The organism is Planctopirus sp. SH287, assembly GCF_056500625.1.
In genome coordinates, this window is record NZ_CM151403.1 from 534688 (window position 1) to 554613 (window position 19926).

Below are 19926 nucleotides of genomic sequence, written 5' to 3' on the forward strand. Positions count from 1 at the left end.
CGTGATGATGGAACAGGATTGGTCGATTCCCTCGCTGATCGCAGCTTGCCAGGAAGCGGCCCAGCGAGGTTTCCTTTCAACTGCCAGTCTGGCACGAGTCACACGCTGGCTGGTGAAGCCGGAATTTGCCGAACACCATCCGGCTTTGGCTCGGGATATCCGCGCGGGGCGATGGCATGATCTGAACGCTGCGTTCAACACGATCCTTGCGTTCGGAACGGGCGGACGTCGGGGGCCGATGGGAGAATATGGGACAGCCAATATCAATCGCCGCACCATTGCAGAGTCCGCCTATGGTTTGGCTCTCACTCTCAAAGATGTTCACAGGGATCGACCGGATGACCAGCCACCATTAGTTGTCATCGTTTGTGACTCGCGCCACAGATCCCGTGAATTTGCCGCGATGTCTGCTGAAGTGTGCGCGAGTGCGGGCTGCCGGGTGAAACTGTTCCCCGAACCAAGGGCGACGCCTGAGCTGTCTTTTGCTGTTCGCCATTTGAAGGCCGACGCGGGGATTGTCATCTCGGCGTCACACAATCCGCCTGGCGACAATGGATTTAAAGCCTATTGGGCTAATGGCGGGCAGATCGTTCCTCCTTACGATCAGCAAATTTTGAAACGAATTGCCGAGATCCAATCGTTGCCGGCTATTACAGAGCGGGTGGGTCAGAGCGCGTGGATTGAACTGCTGGATGACTCAATTGACGAAGCATACCTGGACGCTCTTGCTCAGCAGTCGGTCATGAGTCTGAGCCGTTCACAGCGTGCCGGCTTGCAGCTTCTGTTTACCCCTTTGCATGGTGTTGGGGCGAGTTCTGTTGGGCAGATATTGCCGCGTGTGGGCTTTGAAAACCTTCATTTGCTGGAATGCCAGAGTTCTTTGGACGGAAGCTTTCCCAATGTGCGGGATCATCTTCCTAATCCTGAGCGTGATGAAGTCTTCACTGAGGCCATCGCCTTTGCTGCGGGACGTGAATTTGATCTGATCCTCGCCACCGATCCTGATGCAGATCGCTTAAGAGTCGCAGTTCGTACGGGAAAGCAGGCAAGTTCAACAGGCGGCTCGACTGGCCATGATCCAGTCCAATCAAACTCAGAGGAGAAATGGCGGCTTCTCTCCGGAAATCAGTTAGGGGCTTTACTGGTCGACTTTGCATTGACGAACAAGAACTGGCCAGAGCAGGCGTATGTCGTGCAGACCATGGTCACCTCGCCGCTGATCAGTCGGATTGCCCGCACGAAAGGCGTGCGAGTCATCGACAAACTCCCCGTCGGATTCAAATATATTGGTGAAACGATTGATGCCGAAGGGGCGGAAGGATTCATCTTCGGTGCTGAAGAATCGCTGGGATATCTGGCCGGAAATTATGCCCGCGACAAGGATGCCGCATTAGCCGCTCTCTGGGTGGCGGAACTGGCGGCGTGGTTGAAATCACGCGAAATGACCTTGTTGGATCGACTTCAGGAAATCTATGCGGGGCATGGACTCCATGTGGAGTCGCTTTGGCCGATTCGTCAGTTTCTGCCAACAGGTTCAGAGACGGAATCAGACGAGCCGTTGCAATCATCTCCAGACGTGGTCTCGCAAATCCGGCTGCGAATGGCGGCGTTAAGATCACACCCTCCGTTGAGTTCACCGCAGGAGATCGTTCCTCCGAATGAACCCCATTCGGGAACTGTGCATTGGCAGCAGATGGACGACCTGCTGCTGCGTCAGACCTTGCGGAGAGGCGAACAAAATCCTGCTGGCGAACCAGTCGTCGGCAAAACGGTCGTCAGCGAACTGGATTCGGCATTTCCCACCGCCGACATTTGCTGGCTTTATGGTCAGACGCTAGATGGTGCACAGGTCACGCTGGCTCTTCGTCCTTCGGGAACAGAGCCGCTGCTGAAAGTGTATCTCTTCTCAGTTTTGCCTTACTCACATTGGAAAGGGCAAGATTCCTTCCTTGTCAGAGAGCAGGAACTGATGCGCCATGCGTCGATTATTGCAGAGTTCTTGAAACATCACTTTCGGGGCAGGGGAGAATCAGAACTCGCACGGAGTGCGTCTCCGCGAGGCGAGGCATGAGACCAGACATCGTCAATGACAAGTCGTGTACCGACCCGTTCTCTACGGACTCATTGGTTTCTGAAAAGCCGGGTGCTGGGAGACCGTTACGAATCCTGTGGGTGATTCAGTCTTTTGAGGCGGGAGGTGCCCAGCGACAAACGCTCGAACTGATTCGGCACGTCGATCATTCCCATTTCCAACCCTTTGTAGCGACATTAAAAGATGAGGGGTCACTCAGGCCCCGATTGCCCGATGGGATTCCGGTCTTTGATATCAGTGCGATGATCAACCGTCATTGGTGGCTGAGCCGGGTCTCTCGCTTACCAGGTTGCGGCCGCCTGGTGCGAGGGCTGATGTTCAACCACATTCTGAAGTCGTCAGCCATCGATGTGGTTTACAACCGGGTCTATAATCTGACCCTCGATATGGCCATCCCCACATGGTGGCGGGGCATACCGCGGATCTCGGTTTGTGTGGCCGATCAACAGTCGGAAATTCAGCGATACGCCCGCATCCATCCCCGGTTGTCGTGGCATTTTGCCCGCTGGGCTTATCGTTCGGCGAGTATCGTGGCGGCTAATTCACAGGAGTTGAAAGCACAAGTCGCTGCACAACTCCAACTCCCGCTGGATCAGATTGAAGTTTTACCAAATGGACTGGATTTCACAGACATTGAGCAACTGGCCTGCGAACGTTTGCCGCTGACGGATCATCCCGCATCACTGGATCAACCCGATCCGTCCGACGCAATGTCTTTGGGACAGATGCCTTCCTGCGAGATACTGACGATTGGGAGGATTGATGCCGCCAAAGGATATCCCGATCTGCTGCTGGCCTTAAACGACGTGGCTCGTCGTCATCCAGAAAAGCAGCTCAATTGGCACATAGTCGGCACCGGCCCGCTCGAATCTCAGATGAAGAAACAAACGGAAGAGACCTCACCAGAAAATCTTCATGTCCATTTCTGGGGACAGCAGGCAAACGTCTTTCCCTTTTATCGCCTGGCAGATCTCTTCGTGCTTCCCTCACACAGCGAAGGCTCGCCCAACGTGTTAATTGAGGCGTTGGCGTTGGGATGCCCCGTCATCAGCACTCACTGCCCAAGTGGCCCGCAAGAAATTCTGCGCGATGGGGAGTATGGCCAACTGGTGGAAGTCAGCCAGCCAGCAGCTTTGAGCCATGCCATTGAAGCGTTTCTCGCTTCGCCCCTTGAGCTGATGACCAAAGCCGAGCGGGCCAGGCCCATGATCACGAGAGAATATGATATCGGAATGGCAGCCAGACGATTGGAAACTCTGCTGGCGAAAATCACGGCGGCTTCCACGTCGTCAAGGGACTTCACATGACGTGAGAACGTCATCGACACTTGCCTTTCTCCCTCAGGAAGGGCCATGATGACTTCCCATTTAACGGGCATCACCTTCAATCTGACATTACCTTCAAATAGACATCATCGGTCTTGTCTGGTTCCTATAAAGCAGCCCAATCCTTGACTCCACGCAAAGAGACCAAAACGACCAAAAACATGATGGCTTCCACTGCCCACGGGCATGAGGGAGGACTGTTGTCGTGGTTCAAAAGTCTTCCTCAAAGTTTCTGGCTGGTCATCGGTCTGGCGGCCTTCGTCAGGCTGTGGGGGTTGTGGAATCTCAGCGTCGAACACTTTGACGAAGGGGTTTACGCTTCCAACATCTGGTTTGGAGCCGATCAAGGCTACGAATATCCCGCACGTCAGTATTATGCTCCCCCCGTCTGGCCGCTGGTGCTGGAGTGGACGCAACTGATTGCCGGAATGCTGGGACTGGGACACGCTGGCTGGATCGTCATGCTCCCCGGCATTCTGTGTGGCATCGCGTTGTGCGGGGTCATCTATCAATTCGGCAAAGAGTTTTTCTCAGAGCAGGTCGGGTTCATCGCCGGTTTGATGGCGGCCAGTTCGGATCTGCTGGCCAGCTATTCGCGCACAGCCCTCACCGATACCCCGGTCACTCTCTGCATGCTGCTTGCGGTGCGATCCATGATTCGTTCAATGACGTCACCAAGCTGGAACACGATCATGGCGGCGGGAGCCTGGACAGCTCTGGCATGGAGTATCAAATACTCCGGCTGGCTACCGCTGGCGATTCTTCTCGCGGCTGAATTCGCTGGCTGGATTTTGAAATGTCATGTGCTGCCTGTGGCGCGTGTTCAGAAAATCACGCTGACGATCTGTGCGATTGCCGTTGTTCTCTGGCTTCCCGTCCTATGGGGATTACAAGCCACAGGAGGGTATGCGGCTGTCTCTGCCAATCACGCTCAATATGTGACTGGCCCTGGAGAGTGGTTTTGGCAACTGGGGCATCAGGCAAGTCATGTGTGGCGGTATGCGACGCCATTTTCATTGGCCATGCTGGTTGGCGCAATGGGATGGGCCAGCCGGTGGAAAATGGCCGACCTGACACCATGGTCTTGCGCCATTGCCGGCGGTCTGGCCATGGGCGGCTGGCTTCTGGGAGATGTGACCTTCTGGCTGATTCTGGGGTTACTGGAGCTGATCCGTATCGTTCTATGGTCACCCAGAGCCGGCACGAACAACGTCGCACCGACGTCTTCAGAACTTGCTGCTAATAATACGTCAACCAGACGTCTGGCAAGTTTGTTTCTACTTGTTTGGATCAGCGGGTTGCTGGTGAGCATTCCCATGTATCGGGCTTATCCCCGGCTGCTGCTTCCGCTACTCCCACCGGTCTTTCTGGCCATCGGACTGTTGATTGAATCCTGGGCCGCCTGGCTGGCCTCGCGGGATGTGCGTATTGAACAACCTCTCATAAGACGGGCAGGAATCGTCTGGCTGATGTCGTTGGTCGTGCTGTCGAGTCTGTCGGCCTTCTACCTGTTTTCTGCGGGTGAAACTTATCGCGCATGGCAAAGCCGAACGGGGTTGGCACAGGTCGCTGCTACTCAACTGAAGACTATTCTTGATAAGACCCCGCGCGGTCAACCGGCCATTGCCTATATCTACGGCGAACCGGCTGTTTTCTGGGAGTATCGCGCACAAGGCTTTGACCTGACCGGGCCTGTGCAGGATCTCGGGTTCGTCGACAAAGACTCCATTGCCGAGATCTGGCTGGTGGTCGGGCCACATGCCTGGCGAAGCCCTCAGTTTCGTGAGCAGTGGGCTAAATCGGGAGATTCTTTCGTCAAGGAAATGGTCGTGCCCGCTGTTGTCAGTGATATTGTACGCCGGGATGATGAATCGCAAACGAGGGCCGAGACCTTCGATCTCTATCGACTCAAGACATCAGCGAGATAAATAGCAATAAAGCCCGCCTGACGCCTTCCCGTTTGATATAGCGTTCCGGGTATCCTGCTCGTCAATAGCTCCCTCTCCCATTCCGATGGGAGAGGGCCGGGGTGAGGGCGAGCCGTAGGTCTGTCGATGTTAAATATTTATGTATTGGTAGGGTGCGTGAAACGCACCATCTTGAGGCGTCCCAAGCGACTGCTCGTCAATAGCGATCCTGGCACGTTTCTCTATAGGGGACACCCACCGGAAAATCCCTCACCCGGCACTGCGTGCCACCCTCTCCCGCCTTCGCGGGCGAGGGTAAATAGCTCCCTCTCCCATTCCGATGGGAGAGGGTTGGGGTGAGGGCGAGCCGTAGGTCTGTCGATGTTAAATTTTTATGTATTGGTAGGGTGCGTGAAACGCACCATCTTGAGGCGTCCCAAGCGACTGCTCGTCAATAGCGACCCAGGCACGTTTCTCTATAGAGATTACCCATTGGGAAATCTCTCACCCGGTTCTGTGTGCCATCTGCATGGCCGAGGGTTAAAATCTCCTTGCCAACCCAAGAAAACAAACGACGTATGTGATAATGTGGATGCCATGATGCCAGCTCCTCACTGCTCGACGATTCACTTTCTTGATCAATGGACATTGCCATGAGTCGCCCGACCTACTTCTTTTTTTCCGCTGTGGCTGTTCAACTTTTTTCGGTGGCAGTACTAGGGGCGTGGCTGGTGAATGCCATCCCTGTCACTGCCGCTGAACCCACGACTCTGTTTGATGGCAAAAGTTTTGCCGGGTGGGAAGGTGACACCGCCAAGACCTGGCGGATTGAAGACGGTGTGATCGTCGGTGGCTCATTGACTCAGAAAGTCGTTCGCAATGAATTTCTGGCGTCAGACAAACGCTACGACAACTTTGATCTTCGCTTGAAATATAAGCTGGAAGGAACCGAAGGCTTTGTGAATGGCGGCGTTCAGATCCGTTCGGAACGAATCCCAAACCATCACGAAATGATTGGATATCAGGCGGATATTGGCCAAGGCTACGACGGAGCACTTTACGATGAAAGCCGCCGCAACAAAATGCTGGCTAAGCCTGATCCCGAAGTTCTGAAAAAAGCGTTAAAGCCCGGCGAGTGGAACGACTACCGGATCCGCTGCGAAGGCCCGCGCGTCCAGCTCTGGCTCAATGGCGTGCCGACCGTCGACTACACGGAAACCGACAAAGAGATTCCCCTGACTGGCCGGTTGGCCCTCCAGATTCATGGCGGAGCGATTGCAGAAATTCGGTTCAAAGAGATCACCATCGAGGAATTGCCAGCAGCGGCACGATAACGAACTGGCTCAATCCGGGATCTCTGCTATTCGGCCTTTTGCTCTTCACCCAACCGGCGAAGTGTGGCCAGTGAATAAATGCCCGAATTGTGGCCGTCGCTGAAAGCAATGGCGTACGCATAATTTCCCACGGATCGGATCGACGTCGGGCGAATCGGGAGAGTTTGCGCCACATCAATCACCTGAAAGGGGTTTGCCGGGACGGGTGGTTTCTCCCGTTCGACACTGCAGACGGCGCAAGGGCACCCTTTTCGCAGGGCTGCCCAGGAAATTCGTTGAGTGACTCCATCCCCCCAACTCAGCACAAGAAAAACCCCGTCGTCTGACATCTTTTCCAGCGTAACTGCTTCCACAGATAAACTTTCCAGCTGGCCGTACTAAATGGTCTGTGAGGAGAAATCACGGCCAGTTCTCCACGCCATAAGTTGAGATTAAATCTCATCTTTCAATTTTACACATGAATGATTGTCAAAAGGCTTTCCGAGGTCTAGCATGACATTCGTAAGGCGTCATTCATATCGAACCTCTGCCGCCAAGTCGAATTCCAACCGGACTCCCCATCATCGCCAGTTAGGGGACATGGAGTTCCGGCGGAGTGCACCAACGCAGAAGAATGGTGGCGTTCTGGAATCATAGGCGCATTGAACACAACGCTCGCTGACTATTGCTCCTCAGGAGAATGACCATGAAACCCATGCTGGACCCCGGGGATCGCGAGTTCCTCGAACGGATGCAGCCATTGGGTTCTGTGACCATTCAGGATCTGTGCGATGCCACCCGCGTGACTCAGACCGCCGTTCGCCAGCGATTAAACCGGCTTTTAGCCGGCGGCTGGATTCTCCGGCAAACTGTCAAAGCTCACCGGGGGCGACCTTTCCATACATATAATATCTCTCCCGCTGGTCTTCGGGAACTGGGTGACAATTACACAGATCTTGCCCAGATTCTGTGGAAAGAACTGCGGAATATCCCTGATTCTGAACTTCGCAAGCTTTTGGAAGCCCGGATTCGTGATGCTCTCGTCGAGCAGTATTCCAAGTCGGTTCATGCCGAAAACCTGGGTGAACGCATGAAGCAGCTGGCCACGTTGCTGGCAAATAGCGGCTTTAACGTCGACGCGATCAATATCCCCTCAGAAGGGAGCACATTGCTGCCCGTCCTGCGGGAAAACAATTGTCCTTATCACGAACTGGCTGCCACAGACCAATCGATCTGCGACCTGGAGCAACAGGTTTTTGAGCGGGTACTGGGTGTGCCGCTGACCGTGACTCATCGCTGTCGTAATGGGGATGGTCGTTGCGAGTTTCACCCAACGGCCAACGTGATCGACACTCACCTCACTGCTGACAATGTCACTCACTCGTATGCTCGCAACACGCTGCATGAGGAGATGGCACGATGAACAACGCCCGCTCTTCATTCCAGACGCCAACACATTCAACAGCCGGCCATTATTCTCCCTCCAGTCGCCAGCACGGCGAGCCTTGGGTTGATGGTCGTTTTGAAGAAAACCTCATTGTCACCACGCTGGAACAAGCCATGAACTGGGGCCAGCTTTCCAGTGTCTGGCCGCTGACGTTTGGTATTGCCTGCTGTGCCATTGAAATGATGGCCACCGGGATGAGCAAATATGACCTGGATCGGTTTGGATCGGGTGCCTTTCGAGCCACACCACGTCAGGCCGACCTGATGATTGTGGCTGGCACAGTGACCTATAAAATGGCCAGCCGCATCCGTCGTCTCTATGATCAAATGCCTGACCCTAAATATGTGATCGCCATGGGTGCCTGCACCATCGGCGGCGGCCCTTATTTCAAGTATGGCTATCACGTTGTTAAGGGGGTCGACCTGGTCGTTCCGGTGGATGTTTATATCCCCGGTTGTCCTCCTCGCCCCGAAGCGCTTCTCGAAGGCGTGATGAGAATTCAAGACAAAATTCGAGCAAGGAAGCTCGGGCGAAATACCGTCTCCCAATTACCAATCCCTCACCGGACGGGTTATGGGGAATTGGCTCCACTGGTTTCGATTCCCGATGGAGCTGCATCAGCCTCCCGATAGCTCAGAACTGTTTGACTTCCAGACGCCACTGTTTCAATGACACTGCTTCAACACCACTGCTCCTTGCCGATCTTCGACACGGGACAGTGGCACACAGGACAGTGATATGCAGGATAGTGACATCCAGAAAGCCACCTGACCGCTGGCAGATTTTTCATCTGAATTTGCTACTTATTTTGTTTCAAGCCGAGAGTTTCATGACCGCATCGCTCAAGATCAATGACCTGCATGTTTCCGTTGAAGGGCTGCCCATTCTTCGTGGCGTCAGCCTTGAAATCCGCCAGGGGGAAATCCATGCCCTCATGGGGCCAAACGGTTCCGGCAAGAGCACACTGGCTTACACGCTGGTTGGTCACCCCAAATACGAGATCACCCAAGGTTCTATTGAGATCGACGGCACACCGCTCAATGAGCTTGATGCCTGCGAGCGGGCGCGTCTGGGACTGTTCCTTGCCTTCCAGTATCCGGTGGTCATCCCGGGCGTGAAGGTCGCTGACTTCCTGCGACATGCCATTACTAACATCCGTAACCCTCATCGCAAAGAGGGGGAAGGTCTCATCCCCATGCGCGAGTTCCGCAAAGAACTCAAAGCTATGATGGATGAACTAGGGATGGATGGCGAGTTTGCCCGCCGTTACCTCAACGAAGGCTTTTCGGGCGGCGAGAAGAAGCGGATGGAAATTCTGCAACTGGCCATGCTCAAGCCACGATTTGCCGTGCTTGACGAAACCGATTCCGGCCTGGACAGCGATGCCGTCCGGGTGGTGAGCGAAGGGCTGCGAAAGCTGGCTGGCCCGCAAATGGGCGTCCTGATCATCACTCACCATGAACGACTGCTGGAATATAACGTCCCTCAGTTCACGCATGTGATGCTGGCCGGAAAGATCGTGGAAACAGGCGATGCGAGCCTCGCCCGCGAACTTCACAACGAAGGATACTCCAAGGTTCGCCTCCGGCATCCTGAAGAAGCCGCTGAAGAGGCCGCCCGTGCTCAGGGACGTGCCGCTGAGCCAGCAGGCGTGTAGTCGAGAGTTCAACAAACGAAGGCCTACCAACCCAAGAGTGGCAGGCAGGCCAATAAGCCAGACAATGAAGATCGATTAGCACTGTTCGCGTTAGCGGCAAGCCCGCACGACAGACGAAGGAATGATCATGGCCACAGATCTGACAGCCACCTCCGAAGAAATCGGAATTGGTGATTATCAATATGGTTTCCACGACTCGACTGAAAACTACACGTTCAAAAGCCGCAAGGGGCTGGATCGTGAGATGGTCGAGCAGATTTCAGCAATGAAGAAAGAACCCGCCTGGATGCGAGACTTCCGTCTCGAGGCGTACGACATCTTCCTTGCCAAGCCCATGCCCACCTGGGGCGGAGATTTGTCACATCTCGATTTCCAGGATATTCATTACTACATGAAGGCGTCGGATCGTCAGGAACAATCGTGGGACGATGTTCCCGATGACATCCGCAAGACTTACGACCGCCTCGGTATCCCTGAAGCAGAAAAGAAGTATCTCGCAGGGGTCAAGGCTCAATACGAGTCAGAAGTGGTCTATGGCAGCCTGCAGGAAGACCTCGCTAAGAAGGGGGTCGTTTTCACTGACACCGATTCAGCGATCCGCGATTATCCCGAACTGGTGCGTGAGCATTTCGGTACGGTGATCCCTTCCTACGACAACAAGTTCGCTGCACTCAACTCGGCTGTCTGGTCGGGGGGATCGTTCATCTATGTCCCCAAGGGAGTCGAAATCGAGTTCCCGCTTCAGGCTTACTTCCGTATCAATTCGGAAAATATGGGCCAGTTCGAGCGAACCCTGATCATTGTCGATGAAGGGGCCTCGGTGCATTATGTCGAAGGCTGTACGGCTCCCACCTACAGTAGCGAAAGCCTGCACTCGGCGGTGGTGGAAATCATCGTCAAGAGGAAGGCCCGCTGCCGGTACACAACCATTCAGAACTGGTCGTCGAACGTCTACAACCTCGTGACGAAGCGGGCCATGGCCTATGGTGACTCCCTGATGGAGTGGGTCGATGGCAACCTTGGCTCCAAGTTGACCATGAAGTATCCTGCCATCTATCTGATGGAACCGGGTGCCCGTGGCGAGACGTTGTCCATTGCCTTTGCCGGCACAGGCCAGCATCAGGATGCCGGGGCCAAGATGGTGCACTGTGCGCCGAATACATCCAGCCGGATTGTCTCCAAGAGCATTTCTAAATCAGGGGGACGGGCCAGCTATCGGGGACTGGTGAAAGTCGAACCTCATGCGACCGGTTGTAAATCCAACGTGGTCTGTGATGCTCTGATTCTTGACCCCGAGAGCCGAAGCGACACGTACCCTTACATCGAAATCGAGCAGGAGCACGTCGCGATTGAGCACGAAGCTTCGGTCTCGAAAATCGCTGAAGAACAGTTGCTCTATCTCATGAGCCGCGGCATGACCGAAGCCGAAGCCTCGGCCATGATTGTCACCGGTTTCATTGAGCCGCTCGTCAAAGAGTTGCCGATGGAATATGCCGTGGAAATGAATCGACTGATTGAACTCCAGATGGAAGGCAGCGTGGGTTAACCACTCACAAACACCTTCCGACATGGCATTTTTTGTTTCCGAATTGCTTCCCCGTTTTCTGTAATGAGTGCCTTTGTGACTACAGCCGCTTCTTCTCTTTCTGCCCAGATTTCTGCTCAGGCACCGATTACCGGCTTCTCGGCCGAATCTTTTGAGCGGTTTCTGGCATCCCGTAGCGAACCGCAATGGGTGACAGACCTCCGTCGAGCAGCGTTCCAGAAATATACTGAACTTCTGGAACAGCCCCTCAACCCTGAGGAATGGAAACGCATTGATCTGCGGGCGATGAAGCCGGGACAATTTCAACTGGCGACGGGAACCTCTCCCGTCGATCAGGCGTCGATCGGGACACTTCTGGCTGACCGGGCCGAGTTCGCAGGCCGTGTGATTCATGTCGATGGTCAGGCCGTGGTCTCGGAACTTTCGGAAGAACTCTCTGCCAAAGGGGTTCTCTTCGGCAGCTTATCGGCGTTAGTGCAGACACACGGAGAGTTGCTGCGTCCTTATCTCATGCAGAAGGGCGTCAAAGCGGAAAATGACCGCATGAGTGCCTGGCATGCCGCTTTCTGGACGGGTGGCACAGTCCTTTATGTTCCACGAAATGTCCGTGTTGAAGCGCCGTTGTATGGCCTCGTTGCTTTAGCCGCTGAAAAAGCCGCTGACCTCAGCCATACACTGGTCATTCTCGAAGACGGTGCAGAAGCCACGTTGCTCGAAGAAACGTCCTCACTTCATCCCACGCATCCGGGGCTGCATGTGGGAGGCGTTGAACTGCTGCTCGGAAACGAAGCCCGCCTGCGGTATGTCCAGTTGCAGAACTGGAACCACCGCACCTGGCACCTTGCCACACAAGCCGGCCATGTCGAACGGGATGCCTTCCTGCAATGGACGGTCGGGGGACTGGGCAGTCGCCTGGCTCATACTCATCAGGACGTTTCACTGGATGGTCGCGGGGCGGTGGCTCAGGTGAATGGCGTCACGTTTGCCATTAACCGGCAGATCATTTCTTACTATACCCAACAGACGCACAACGCTCCGGATACTCGCAGCGATCTCTTGTATAAAGATGTCCTGCGGGATGAATCGCGTGTGGTCTGGCGTGGCATGATCAAGGTGGCAAAAGGTGCTCCACGCACTGACGGTTACCAGCGGAACGATGGCCTGCTCCTTTCGCCCACGGCCCGTGCCGATGCCATTCCCGGCCTGGAAATCGAAACCGACGACGTCCGTTGCACCCACGGTGCCACCGTGGGTGAAGTCGATCAGGATCAGGTTCTCTACTGCATGTGCCGCGGTCTTTCACGACAGGAAGCGATGCACATGATCGTGGAAGGCTTCTTCCAGAGCGTCTATGACCGAATTCCTGTTCCTGCCGTTCAAGAAACCTTGAGCCAGGCCGTTGAACGCAAACTGGGACTCGGCCGCGACACCTAAATTTGGAACACAATTCGCCAATTGATGTGCGGTTAGCCAACTGAAGAAAGTGCCTCTGATGGAATTTGAACGTGTTGCCGGTGTGGATGAGATCTCTGAAGGGGGCCGGCTGTCGATCGAAGTGGATGAAGTCCCGGCTTTGCTCATTCGGCTTGATAATCATTTTTATGCGGTTGAAGACCTCTGTACTCATGATGGTCAGCCATTAACTGATGGCCCGATCATCGGCGATGAAATCAAATGCCCGCGCCATGGGGCACGCTTTCAGATTTCCACCGGCAAAGCGATGTGCATGCCCGCCACCAGCGGCATTCGCACCTATGCCGTCGAAGTCCGAGCTGATGGTGTTTATGTCTCATCATCGGCACCGGTCATTCCCGCCAAGGCACCAGAAACTGCTGCTGCGATGGTAACAACCACAGAAGCTGCGACAGCGACTGTGGCGTCTGTCTCTGGTGGCAATCCTGATGGTAGCGCACTCACCGCAGCCCAGACGGCTCTGGCAGAAGCCGACGTGCAGGATCAATATCTCACGGCACTGAGAGACGTCATCGATCCAGAACTGATGATCAACATTGTCGATCTGGGACTGATCTATGGTGTCACATCGCTGGACGGCGGGAATGTCGAAGTGGAAATGACCCTCACCAGTCCCGCTTGCCCCGCTGGCCCTCAAATTGTCCACCAAGCCCGGATGGCCCTGGAGCGGTTGGAAGTCGTGGAAACGGCGACCATTAAGATGACCATGTCACCACCATGGACTCCCGACCGGATGACCGACGAAGCCCGCGATCAGCTTGGCATATTCTAAGAGACTGTTTTCAAACCATGACTTTGCGACGGTAAGTCGTTTGGACATGAGGTGGATCATGCGGATTTGGATCGGGGTTTCGCTGTTGACGGTGTGACGTTCGCAGTCGTTGATGAAGCGTCGCCAATGCCCGATCCAACTGAAGGTCAGTCCGGCGGCCATCTCCTGGAGAACGCCGCAAAGATGCTGCCGCCTCACCGGGCAAAGAATGGCTTACAGAATCAACTCTCGGGCAAAGGCTGCGTCGATTTTTCCCGACCCGTCGGTGACCGTGTTCGCACAACCGGTCGTGATCTCCACGAATCCCGAGAAACCTCAAATTCAAAGTGAGTCTGTGTGGTTGTTGAATCCACTTCTTCTAAACACACTCGGGCCAACGACTCGCCCCCTTTGCCACGGGTGAATCAAAGCCGCTTGAATTGGTTTTCGTGGTATGTCGAGCGTTATCTGGTCAAGCATTTTCAGGCCATTCGTCTGCTCAAAACGGATCGCATCAAAAGCTCCCCGTCAGAGCCATTGATCATTTACATGAATCATCCCTCGTGGTGGGATCCTCTGGTGGGTCTGGTTCTGGCCCGACAAAGATGGCGTGAACGAACGCATTTCGCCGCGATGGATTACTTGTCGCTAGAAAAATACAAGTTCTTCAAAAGCCTGGGTTTTTTTGGCGTCGAGCGTGATTCTGCTCGTGGGGCACGCCAGTTTCTCAAGATGGCTCAGGCTATGACCCGAATGCCTTTGACAGCATTGTGGATCACGCCTCAAGGGCGATTTGCCGACATCCGCGAGCGACCTCCACTATTGAAATCGGGATTGGCTCAGCTACTGACTTCGCTAGAGACAGGAGTCGTGCAACCGATTGCTATTGAATATGTCTTCTGGAACGAAAGTCTTCCGGAAATCCTGATACATGTCGGCACGCCTTGCAACGTTTCAGAATTACCCGCCAGTCGTCAGGCTTGCCAGGAACGGCTTTCCGAACTTTTAGCGACAGCACAAGATGAGCTTCAACAAGCCGCGATGCAGCGCGATCCGGCACTCTTTGACACGTTGATTGAACGTCGCAAGAAAACGCCGCTTCTCTCCAGACTCTGGCAATCAATCAAAGGACGCTGGTTTCAATAACAGACTTCATACGCCACCTTCGTGTAGCCTCCGGTATTGAAGTTTCTCACTCCATTAATGCGCATTTCTTAAACCAGTGCACATTCCCAGAAAGTGTCGCGTTCGGGAGGCGTAAAAAACAGACTTTTCAGGACGAAGACCTGACTCCCGCTGCAATCCTGACCCCCGCCGCAATCCTGACTCCGGAGTCGGGCTATCCCGTAATCTTCACGTACGGATGACCTTCGTTCAGGGTCGGACGTTCGGGCCGGCCTTTGTATTGATAAACCAGATCCATATGGCCAACACCCATCAGATGGAGAATCGTGGCATGCAGATCGTGAACGTGCATTTTTTGTGAAACGGCATGAAGACCCACTTCATCCGTTTCGCCAATCACCTGACCACCTGACACGCCTCCACCGGCCATCCACATGGTGAATCCTGTCGGGTTATGATCGCGGCCATTCCCCTGTTCGCTCATGGGCGTGCGGCCGAACTCGCCACCCCAGACCACCAGTGTTTCATCGAGCAGTCCCCGATCTGACAGATCCTGCAAGAGTCCCGCCACCGGCAGATCCATCGCTTCACAGAGCGAGGTGTGGTTCTTTTCGATGTTGGAGTGTGCATCCCATTTACTACCCGCTCCGTGGTAGAGCTGTACAAAGCGGGTGCCGCGTTCGACCAGCCGGCGGGCCAGCAGGCACAACCGGCCATACGAGGCGGTCGACTTCTGGTTGAGACCATAAAGATCCTGAGTGGCCTGCGTTTCTTCTCCCAGATCAATGGCTTCGGGCGCACGGGCCTGCATGCGGAAAGCGAGTTCATAGCTTTCAATGCGGGCATCCAGCTCGCTTTGCTGGGGATTGCGACCGGCAAACTCCCGGTTGATCGCATTGAGCAATTCCAGCTTTCCCTGCTGTTGACGTGCCGTTTTTCCTGCCGGCGTCATCAGATTGGGAATGGGGTCTTGTCCTCCTTCAATGCGAATTCCCTGATAGAGGGCGGGCATGAAGCCTGCGCTCCAGTTGCGGGGGCCGTTGACGACTTGTGAGACATTGTCCTGCATCACTACGAACGCGGGAAGATCGGTGTTCTCTGTCCCCAGGCCATAGGTGACCCAGCTTCCCAGCGAGGGCCGCCCGCCCAGGATCGAACCAGTATTCATCTGGCAGACACCCGCTGAATGGTTGATCCCATCCGCCCAGCAGGAACGAATGACCGCCAGCTTATCGGCATGTTTAGCGGTGTGAGGCAACCAGTCGGAAATCCACAGTCCTGATTCCCCATGCTGTGCCCATTTTCGCTGCGAAGCCATCAGTGGAGCATTGGATTCGCCCATCGCCAGAATCACTTTCCCGAAACTCTCGGGCAAGGGCTGACCCGCCAGCTGATTGACCAGCGGCTTGGGATCGAAGGTATCCAGATGACTTGGCCCACCTTCCATAAACAGGAAAATGCAGTTCTTGGCCCGTGGCTTGAAATGCGGCTGCTTGGCTGCGAGCGGCGACTTGCTACCAGGCGCCGTACCGGTTGCCGGGCCGGAAGCCGCCTTGGCCCGCTGCGAGTCTTGCAGCAGCGACGACAGCGCCAGCCCACCAAATCCCATCCCCGCACTGGCCAAAAGACCCCGGCGACTGAATGGCTGATCCTGACGGTGACAGAACGAGCTTTTTTGTGAAAATGAATCAGCAGACATCGAGGCACCTCTTTGGATCAGAGGGAGGAAACAAAAAACTCGGGACTTATTGCACGTACATGAATTCGCTCGAATTCAATAAGATATGGCAAAAGTCGATAAGAACTTCACGAACGGCGGTTTTTTGTGCGCCCCCCGTGTTTGACTTGCTGCTACCCCCCGCCTGCGGATGATCTGCCAGGTGGCGCTCATGCCCCGAGAGGTCAGCGAACGGGCCAGGTGTTGGCTCAAACCGCCAGAAGGCCATCGTGCTGGGGTTCACGCTTTCGCTCGTGAAGAGCAGACGATCAACCGTCAGCGCCTCAGAACTGACGCGGACATCATCGACCAGACCGTCAAACCGTGCTGATTCCGATCGGGCCTGGCCTCCCACCATCATGGGCCGTTTTCCATTCCCGCAGATTCCACCCACCAGTTGATGAGGAACCGTCGCAGTCAAAAGCGGCTCATCGTCATTCGCCAGATCTTTAAGGTAGAACGTGACTTTGCCGGGCTGACCATCACGAGCCAGCTTCACGGCGGCAGCCGCATAATAGGGTTGGTTTAATTGAATATGGTGATCCGAGAACAGGGCGGCTTCTGCCACGCGACCATCAGCCGTTTTGCCCACCATCTGCATGACAATCGTTTGTGGCTTGCGACGGCTTCCTTTCCCCGTAATTCCAAAATTCCATCCCGTCTCGGCCAGGCTTCCGCCCCAGCAGGAGGCAATTGTCCGGACAGATCCCGACTCAAAAATCGATCGCACAACAAAGTAGGACTCGATGGTGAAGTCACTGGCTTCGGGGGGACTGATGACCGGGCCGACCAGAGGAAGCTGCTTGTTTGAGACAAGAGCCGCATGACCATCACGGAAGGGAATTTTATCGTGCAGGAATTTTGCCTTGGCCGAATTGGCAGCAGCCAGGTCAATCGTTTTTGCCTGGGCATTGAGAAATTCAATCGCAGCGTCCACCTCAAACGATTCGGGATCACGTCCCAAAGCTGTTCGATAGAGCAACGTGATCACCTTTCTGTCATCGGCATTCGGGTCGTTTGCTAATTGTTTGGCAAGAGAATTTGCCAGCCCTTGCGAGCGCTGCAGTGCCCACTGACTGTTGAATAGCATCAGCGATTGAACGGGCGTCGTGGTTGAGTGACGCGAAGCACTGCTGGTGATCCAGAAGGGGGCATCAAAGGCGTCGAGTACCGGGTTTCGCGTATTCCGCATGGTTCGCAAAAAGATCGATCGAACAGGGGCTTCTGCCGGAGCACCCGCACCACTGGTTGTTTTGAGCGACAATTCATTCGCGACATAATAAGTGCTGTCGCGGAACTGCTCGGCATCCAACCGACGCACATCACCCCGCCAGTAAAGCAGGTTCTCAGGGTCGAGCTTCTGACCTTCAGCCAACTGGGGATGTGACGACGACCGGCGATAAGTCTCGCTCAGGAGGATCGCCCGGTGCAGAGGCTTCAGTTTCCATCCGTCCGCCACAAACCGCGAGGCCAGTTCATCCAGCAGTTCCGGATGTGTGGGCAATGACCCCAGCCGTCCGAAATCGCTCGCATTGGCAGCTAAACCATGTCCGAAATGCTGTTGCCAGATCCGATTAACCATGACACGGGCCGTCAACGGATGATCTGGTCTGGTCAGCCAGCGGGCAAGAGTCGATCGTCGTCCCGAAGAGAGGCCGCGTGGTGTTTCCACAGGTGTAATTTTGGCAACTTCAGGATCAAGAAGTGTGAGATAGCCGGGTTCGATCGGTTCTTTGCCCTTTTTGGGGATCACGACTTCGCTACATTCTGTCCCCCATTCGGTCACACAGGTGGCGACCGGGAGGGGAGAGGGTTTCAAATGGTCGAACTTGGCCAGTTCTTTTCTCAGCGCCAGGACACGCTCTTTGTCCTCACCTTTCAGACGCCCATCCAGTCGATCCCATTCATATTCCACTTGCCGGAAGGCCAATGCTGCGAGTTGCTTCTCCAGTGGTGTTCGCTCTTCAAGAGGACGCGACAGCACTTCCTGAATATCCGGTGGAAAACGGCCTTCGGCCTGCCTTTGTCCCTGATCACGATACTTCGCTTCTAAAGGAGTGATCTGGCTGCGGATCGATTCGGTCGCAGCTTCCCATTGAGGGCGTTTCGCATCAAACGCGGCCTGCTGCTCGGGTGTCGGTACAGGGTATTCTTCATGAGGACGAATCCCGGCAAAGAAGGACCTTAGCCGGAAATAATCCTTCTGAAGAATCGGATCAAACTTGTGATCATGGCAACGCGCACACTGCATCCCTAACCCCAGGAAGACATCGCCAGTGGTATCAGTGATATCATCCAGAATCAGATTCCATTGCGTGCGGGCATCACGGCTGTTGTATTCATAAATCCCATGGCGCAGATACCCCGTGGCAATCATGGCCTGCGGGTCATTGGGAAAGAGTTCATCACCCGCCAACTGCTCCTGCACAAACCGGTCATAGGGCTTGTCTTCAGCGAACGACTTAATGACATAGTCACGGTATCGCCAGATATGCGGCCGGGGTGCATCCAGCCGGTAGCCATCGCTGTCTGCATATCGCACCAGGTCGAGCCAGAAACGTGCCTGGCGTTCGGCATAGCGCGGGCTGGCCAGTAATCGGTCAATCAATTTTTGATAAGCATCTGGGGATGAGTCACTCATGAACGACTCGACTTCCTCCCAGGTTGGAGGCAAGCCTGTCAGGTCAAATGTGACACGGCGGATTAATGCCTGTCGGCTGGCTTCCTGAGCGGGTTCAAGAGGAAACCCGACTGCGTCCCGCTGGGCCTGCATGCGGGCATCAATCACAGCGCTGGCAGACTCATCAAGCGGTGCGGCTGGCTTTGGATCAATCACAGGGAGAGGCTGGAAGGCCCACCACTGGCGATCTTCGTCCGTGATTACACCCGGTCGGCGCCCAGCGGCTTTGACTTGTTCACCGGGAGGCCAGGGTGCCCCCATTTCCACCCATTTTGTTAAGGCGGCAATCTGTTGATCCGAGAGTTTCCCATTGGGGGGCATCTCGTAGCCGTTGTAATTGATGGCATCAATCAGCGGGCTTTCAGCCGGCTGATGGGGAACCAGTGCTGTTCCTGACTCTCCGCCGGTAATGAGGAAGTCGCGACTATCGAGCCGCAGGTTCCCGCTTTGTTTGTCGGCTGAGTGACATTTGTGGCAGTGCTCCACCAACAGCGGGCGGATTTCCTTCTCGAAGAAGTTGATCGCTTCAGGAGTGAACTGAGGCACGTTGGTCTCTTCGGCCATCAAGTCAGGCCCGAAGAGGCTCCCTCCGAATGCCGCGAGAGACACAAGGGAAAGACAGCAGAGCCGAGCCAGCTTTTGCAAAACCCAGGGTTTGCGTTGTGTGGAATGGTCAGCAATAGCCGATCGTCGGCGGAACATGACGTGTTCCCTTCACGAAGTCTGATCAATCAGGGGCAGGCGGGAAATCCACAGGCGCAAGATCAGCAATCTGTCAGTGTCAGTAACCAGCCCTGCCCGCAATGAGGAGAGCCTCTGCCATGACCCATCGACAAATAATGATCCGTCCTCTTAGCCTACTCATGAAAAACAGGCTCAACAATGGACATCCG

The 19926-nt window shown here is 55.0% G+C and carries 15 protein-coding genes; 12 read left to right on the plus strand and 3 right to left on the minus strand.

The window, feature by feature from the left end:
* The first annotated feature begins 4 nt into the window (after positions 1 to 4).
* The 4 genes from SH287x_RS01940 (at position 5) to SH287x_RS01955 (ending at position 6658) form a co-directional block, all read left to right on the plus strand.
* Positions 5 to 2071 (plus strand): phospho-sugar mutase, encoded by a 2067-nt coding sequence (locus SH287x_RS01940; RefSeq protein WP_479518755.1) that lies wholly within the window; start codon positions 5 to 7, stop codon positions 2069 to 2071.
* Positions 2068 to 3399: a glycosyltransferase gene (locus SH287x_RS01945; RefSeq protein WP_479516757.1), complete on the plus strand. Its 1332-nt coding sequence runs from the start codon at positions 2068 to 2070 to the stop codon at positions 3397 to 3399. Before SH287x_RS01940 ends, SH287x_RS01945 begins: the two co-directional genes overlap by 4 nt.
* A gap of 179 nt (positions 3400 to 3578) precedes the next feature.
* Positions 3579 to 5345: an ArnT family glycosyltransferase gene (locus SH287x_RS01950; protein WP_479516758.1), complete on the plus strand. Its 1767-nt coding sequence runs from the start codon at positions 3579 to 3581 to the stop codon at positions 5343 to 5345.
* Positions 5346 to 5977: 632 nt separating this feature from the next.
* A complete protein-coding gene (locus SH287x_RS01955) occupies positions 5978 to 6658 on the plus strand; it encodes a 3-keto-disaccharide hydrolase (protein WP_479516759.1) in 681 nt (226 codons plus the stop codon).
* Positions 6659 to 6684: 26 nt separating this feature from the next.
* Here SH287x_RS01955 and SH287x_RS01960 read toward each other — a convergent pair whose 3' ends face one another.
* Entirely contained in the window at positions 6685 to 7011 is a 327-nt protein-coding gene (locus SH287x_RS01960) for a DUF971 domain-containing protein (RefSeq protein ID WP_479516760.1), read from the minus strand.
* 332 nt (positions 7012 to 7343) lie between these two features.
* Between SH287x_RS01960 and SH287x_RS01965 the strand changes: the two genes are divergently transcribed.
* From SH287x_RS01965 to SH287x_RS02000, 8 genes are all read left to right on the plus strand, one after another.
* Positions 7344 to 8060 (plus strand): helix-turn-helix transcriptional regulator, encoded by a 717-nt coding sequence (locus SH287x_RS01965; RefSeq protein ID WP_479516761.1) that lies wholly within the window; start codon positions 7344 to 7346, stop codon positions 8058 to 8060.
* Positions 8057 to 8716 (plus strand): NADH-quinone oxidoreductase subunit B, encoded by a 660-nt coding sequence (locus SH287x_RS01970; protein ID WP_479516762.1) that lies wholly within the window; start codon positions 8057 to 8059, stop codon positions 8714 to 8716. The genes SH287x_RS01965 and SH287x_RS01970 overlap by 4 nt, the downstream gene beginning before the upstream one ends.
* A gap of 197 nt (positions 8717 to 8913) precedes the next feature.
* Positions 8914 to 9741 carry a Fe-S cluster assembly ATPase SufC gene (gene sufC / locus SH287x_RS01975; RefSeq protein ID WP_479516763.1) on the plus strand — a complete coding sequence of 276 codons (828 nt, stop codon included), beginning with the start codon at positions 8914 to 8916 and terminating at the stop codon, positions 9739 to 9741.
* A 127-nt stretch (positions 9742 to 9868) separates the two neighbouring features.
* On the plus strand, positions 9869 to 11287 hold the full coding sequence (gene sufB / locus SH287x_RS01980) for a Fe-S cluster assembly protein SufB (protein ID WP_479516764.1): 1419 nt from the start codon (positions 9869 to 9871) through the stop codon (positions 11285 to 11287).
* Positions 11288 to 11362: 75 nt separating this feature from the next.
* Entirely contained in the window at positions 11363 to 12721 is a 1359-nt protein-coding gene (gene sufD / locus SH287x_RS01985; RefSeq protein WP_479516765.1) for a Fe-S cluster assembly protein SufD, read from the plus strand.
* Between the two features lie 58 nt (positions 12722 to 12779).
* Complete coding sequence (locus SH287x_RS01990) at positions 12780 to 13532, plus strand: iron-sulfur cluster assembly protein (protein WP_479516766.1); 753 nt, start codon at positions 12780 to 12782, stop codon at positions 13530 to 13532.
* 126 nt (positions 13533 to 13658) lie between these two features.
* On the plus strand, positions 13659 to 13862 hold the full coding sequence (locus SH287x_RS01995) for a hypothetical protein (protein WP_479516767.1): 204 nt from the start codon (positions 13659 to 13661) through the stop codon (positions 13860 to 13862).
* An 84-nt stretch (positions 13863 to 13946) separates the two neighbouring features.
* Complete coding sequence (locus SH287x_RS02000) at positions 13947 to 14657, plus strand: lysophospholipid acyltransferase family protein (protein ID WP_479516768.1); 711 nt, start codon at positions 13947 to 13949, stop codon at positions 14655 to 14657.
* Between the two features lie 193 nt (positions 14658 to 14850).
* Here the strand turns inward: SH287x_RS02000 and SH287x_RS02005 are convergent, their stop codons facing one another.
* Positions 14851 to 16335: a DUF1501 domain-containing protein gene (locus SH287x_RS02005; protein WP_479516769.1), complete on the minus strand. Its 1485-nt coding sequence runs from the start codon at positions 16333 to 16335 to the stop codon at positions 14851 to 14853.
* A gap of 46 nt (positions 16336 to 16381) precedes the next feature.
* Positions 16382 to 19735, minus strand: coding sequence for a PSD1 and planctomycete cytochrome C domain-containing protein (locus tag SH287x_RS02010; RefSeq protein WP_479516770.1), 3354 nt, complete (start codon positions 19733 to 19735; stop codon positions 16382 to 16384).
* Positions 19736 to 19926 lie beyond the last annotated feature (191 nt).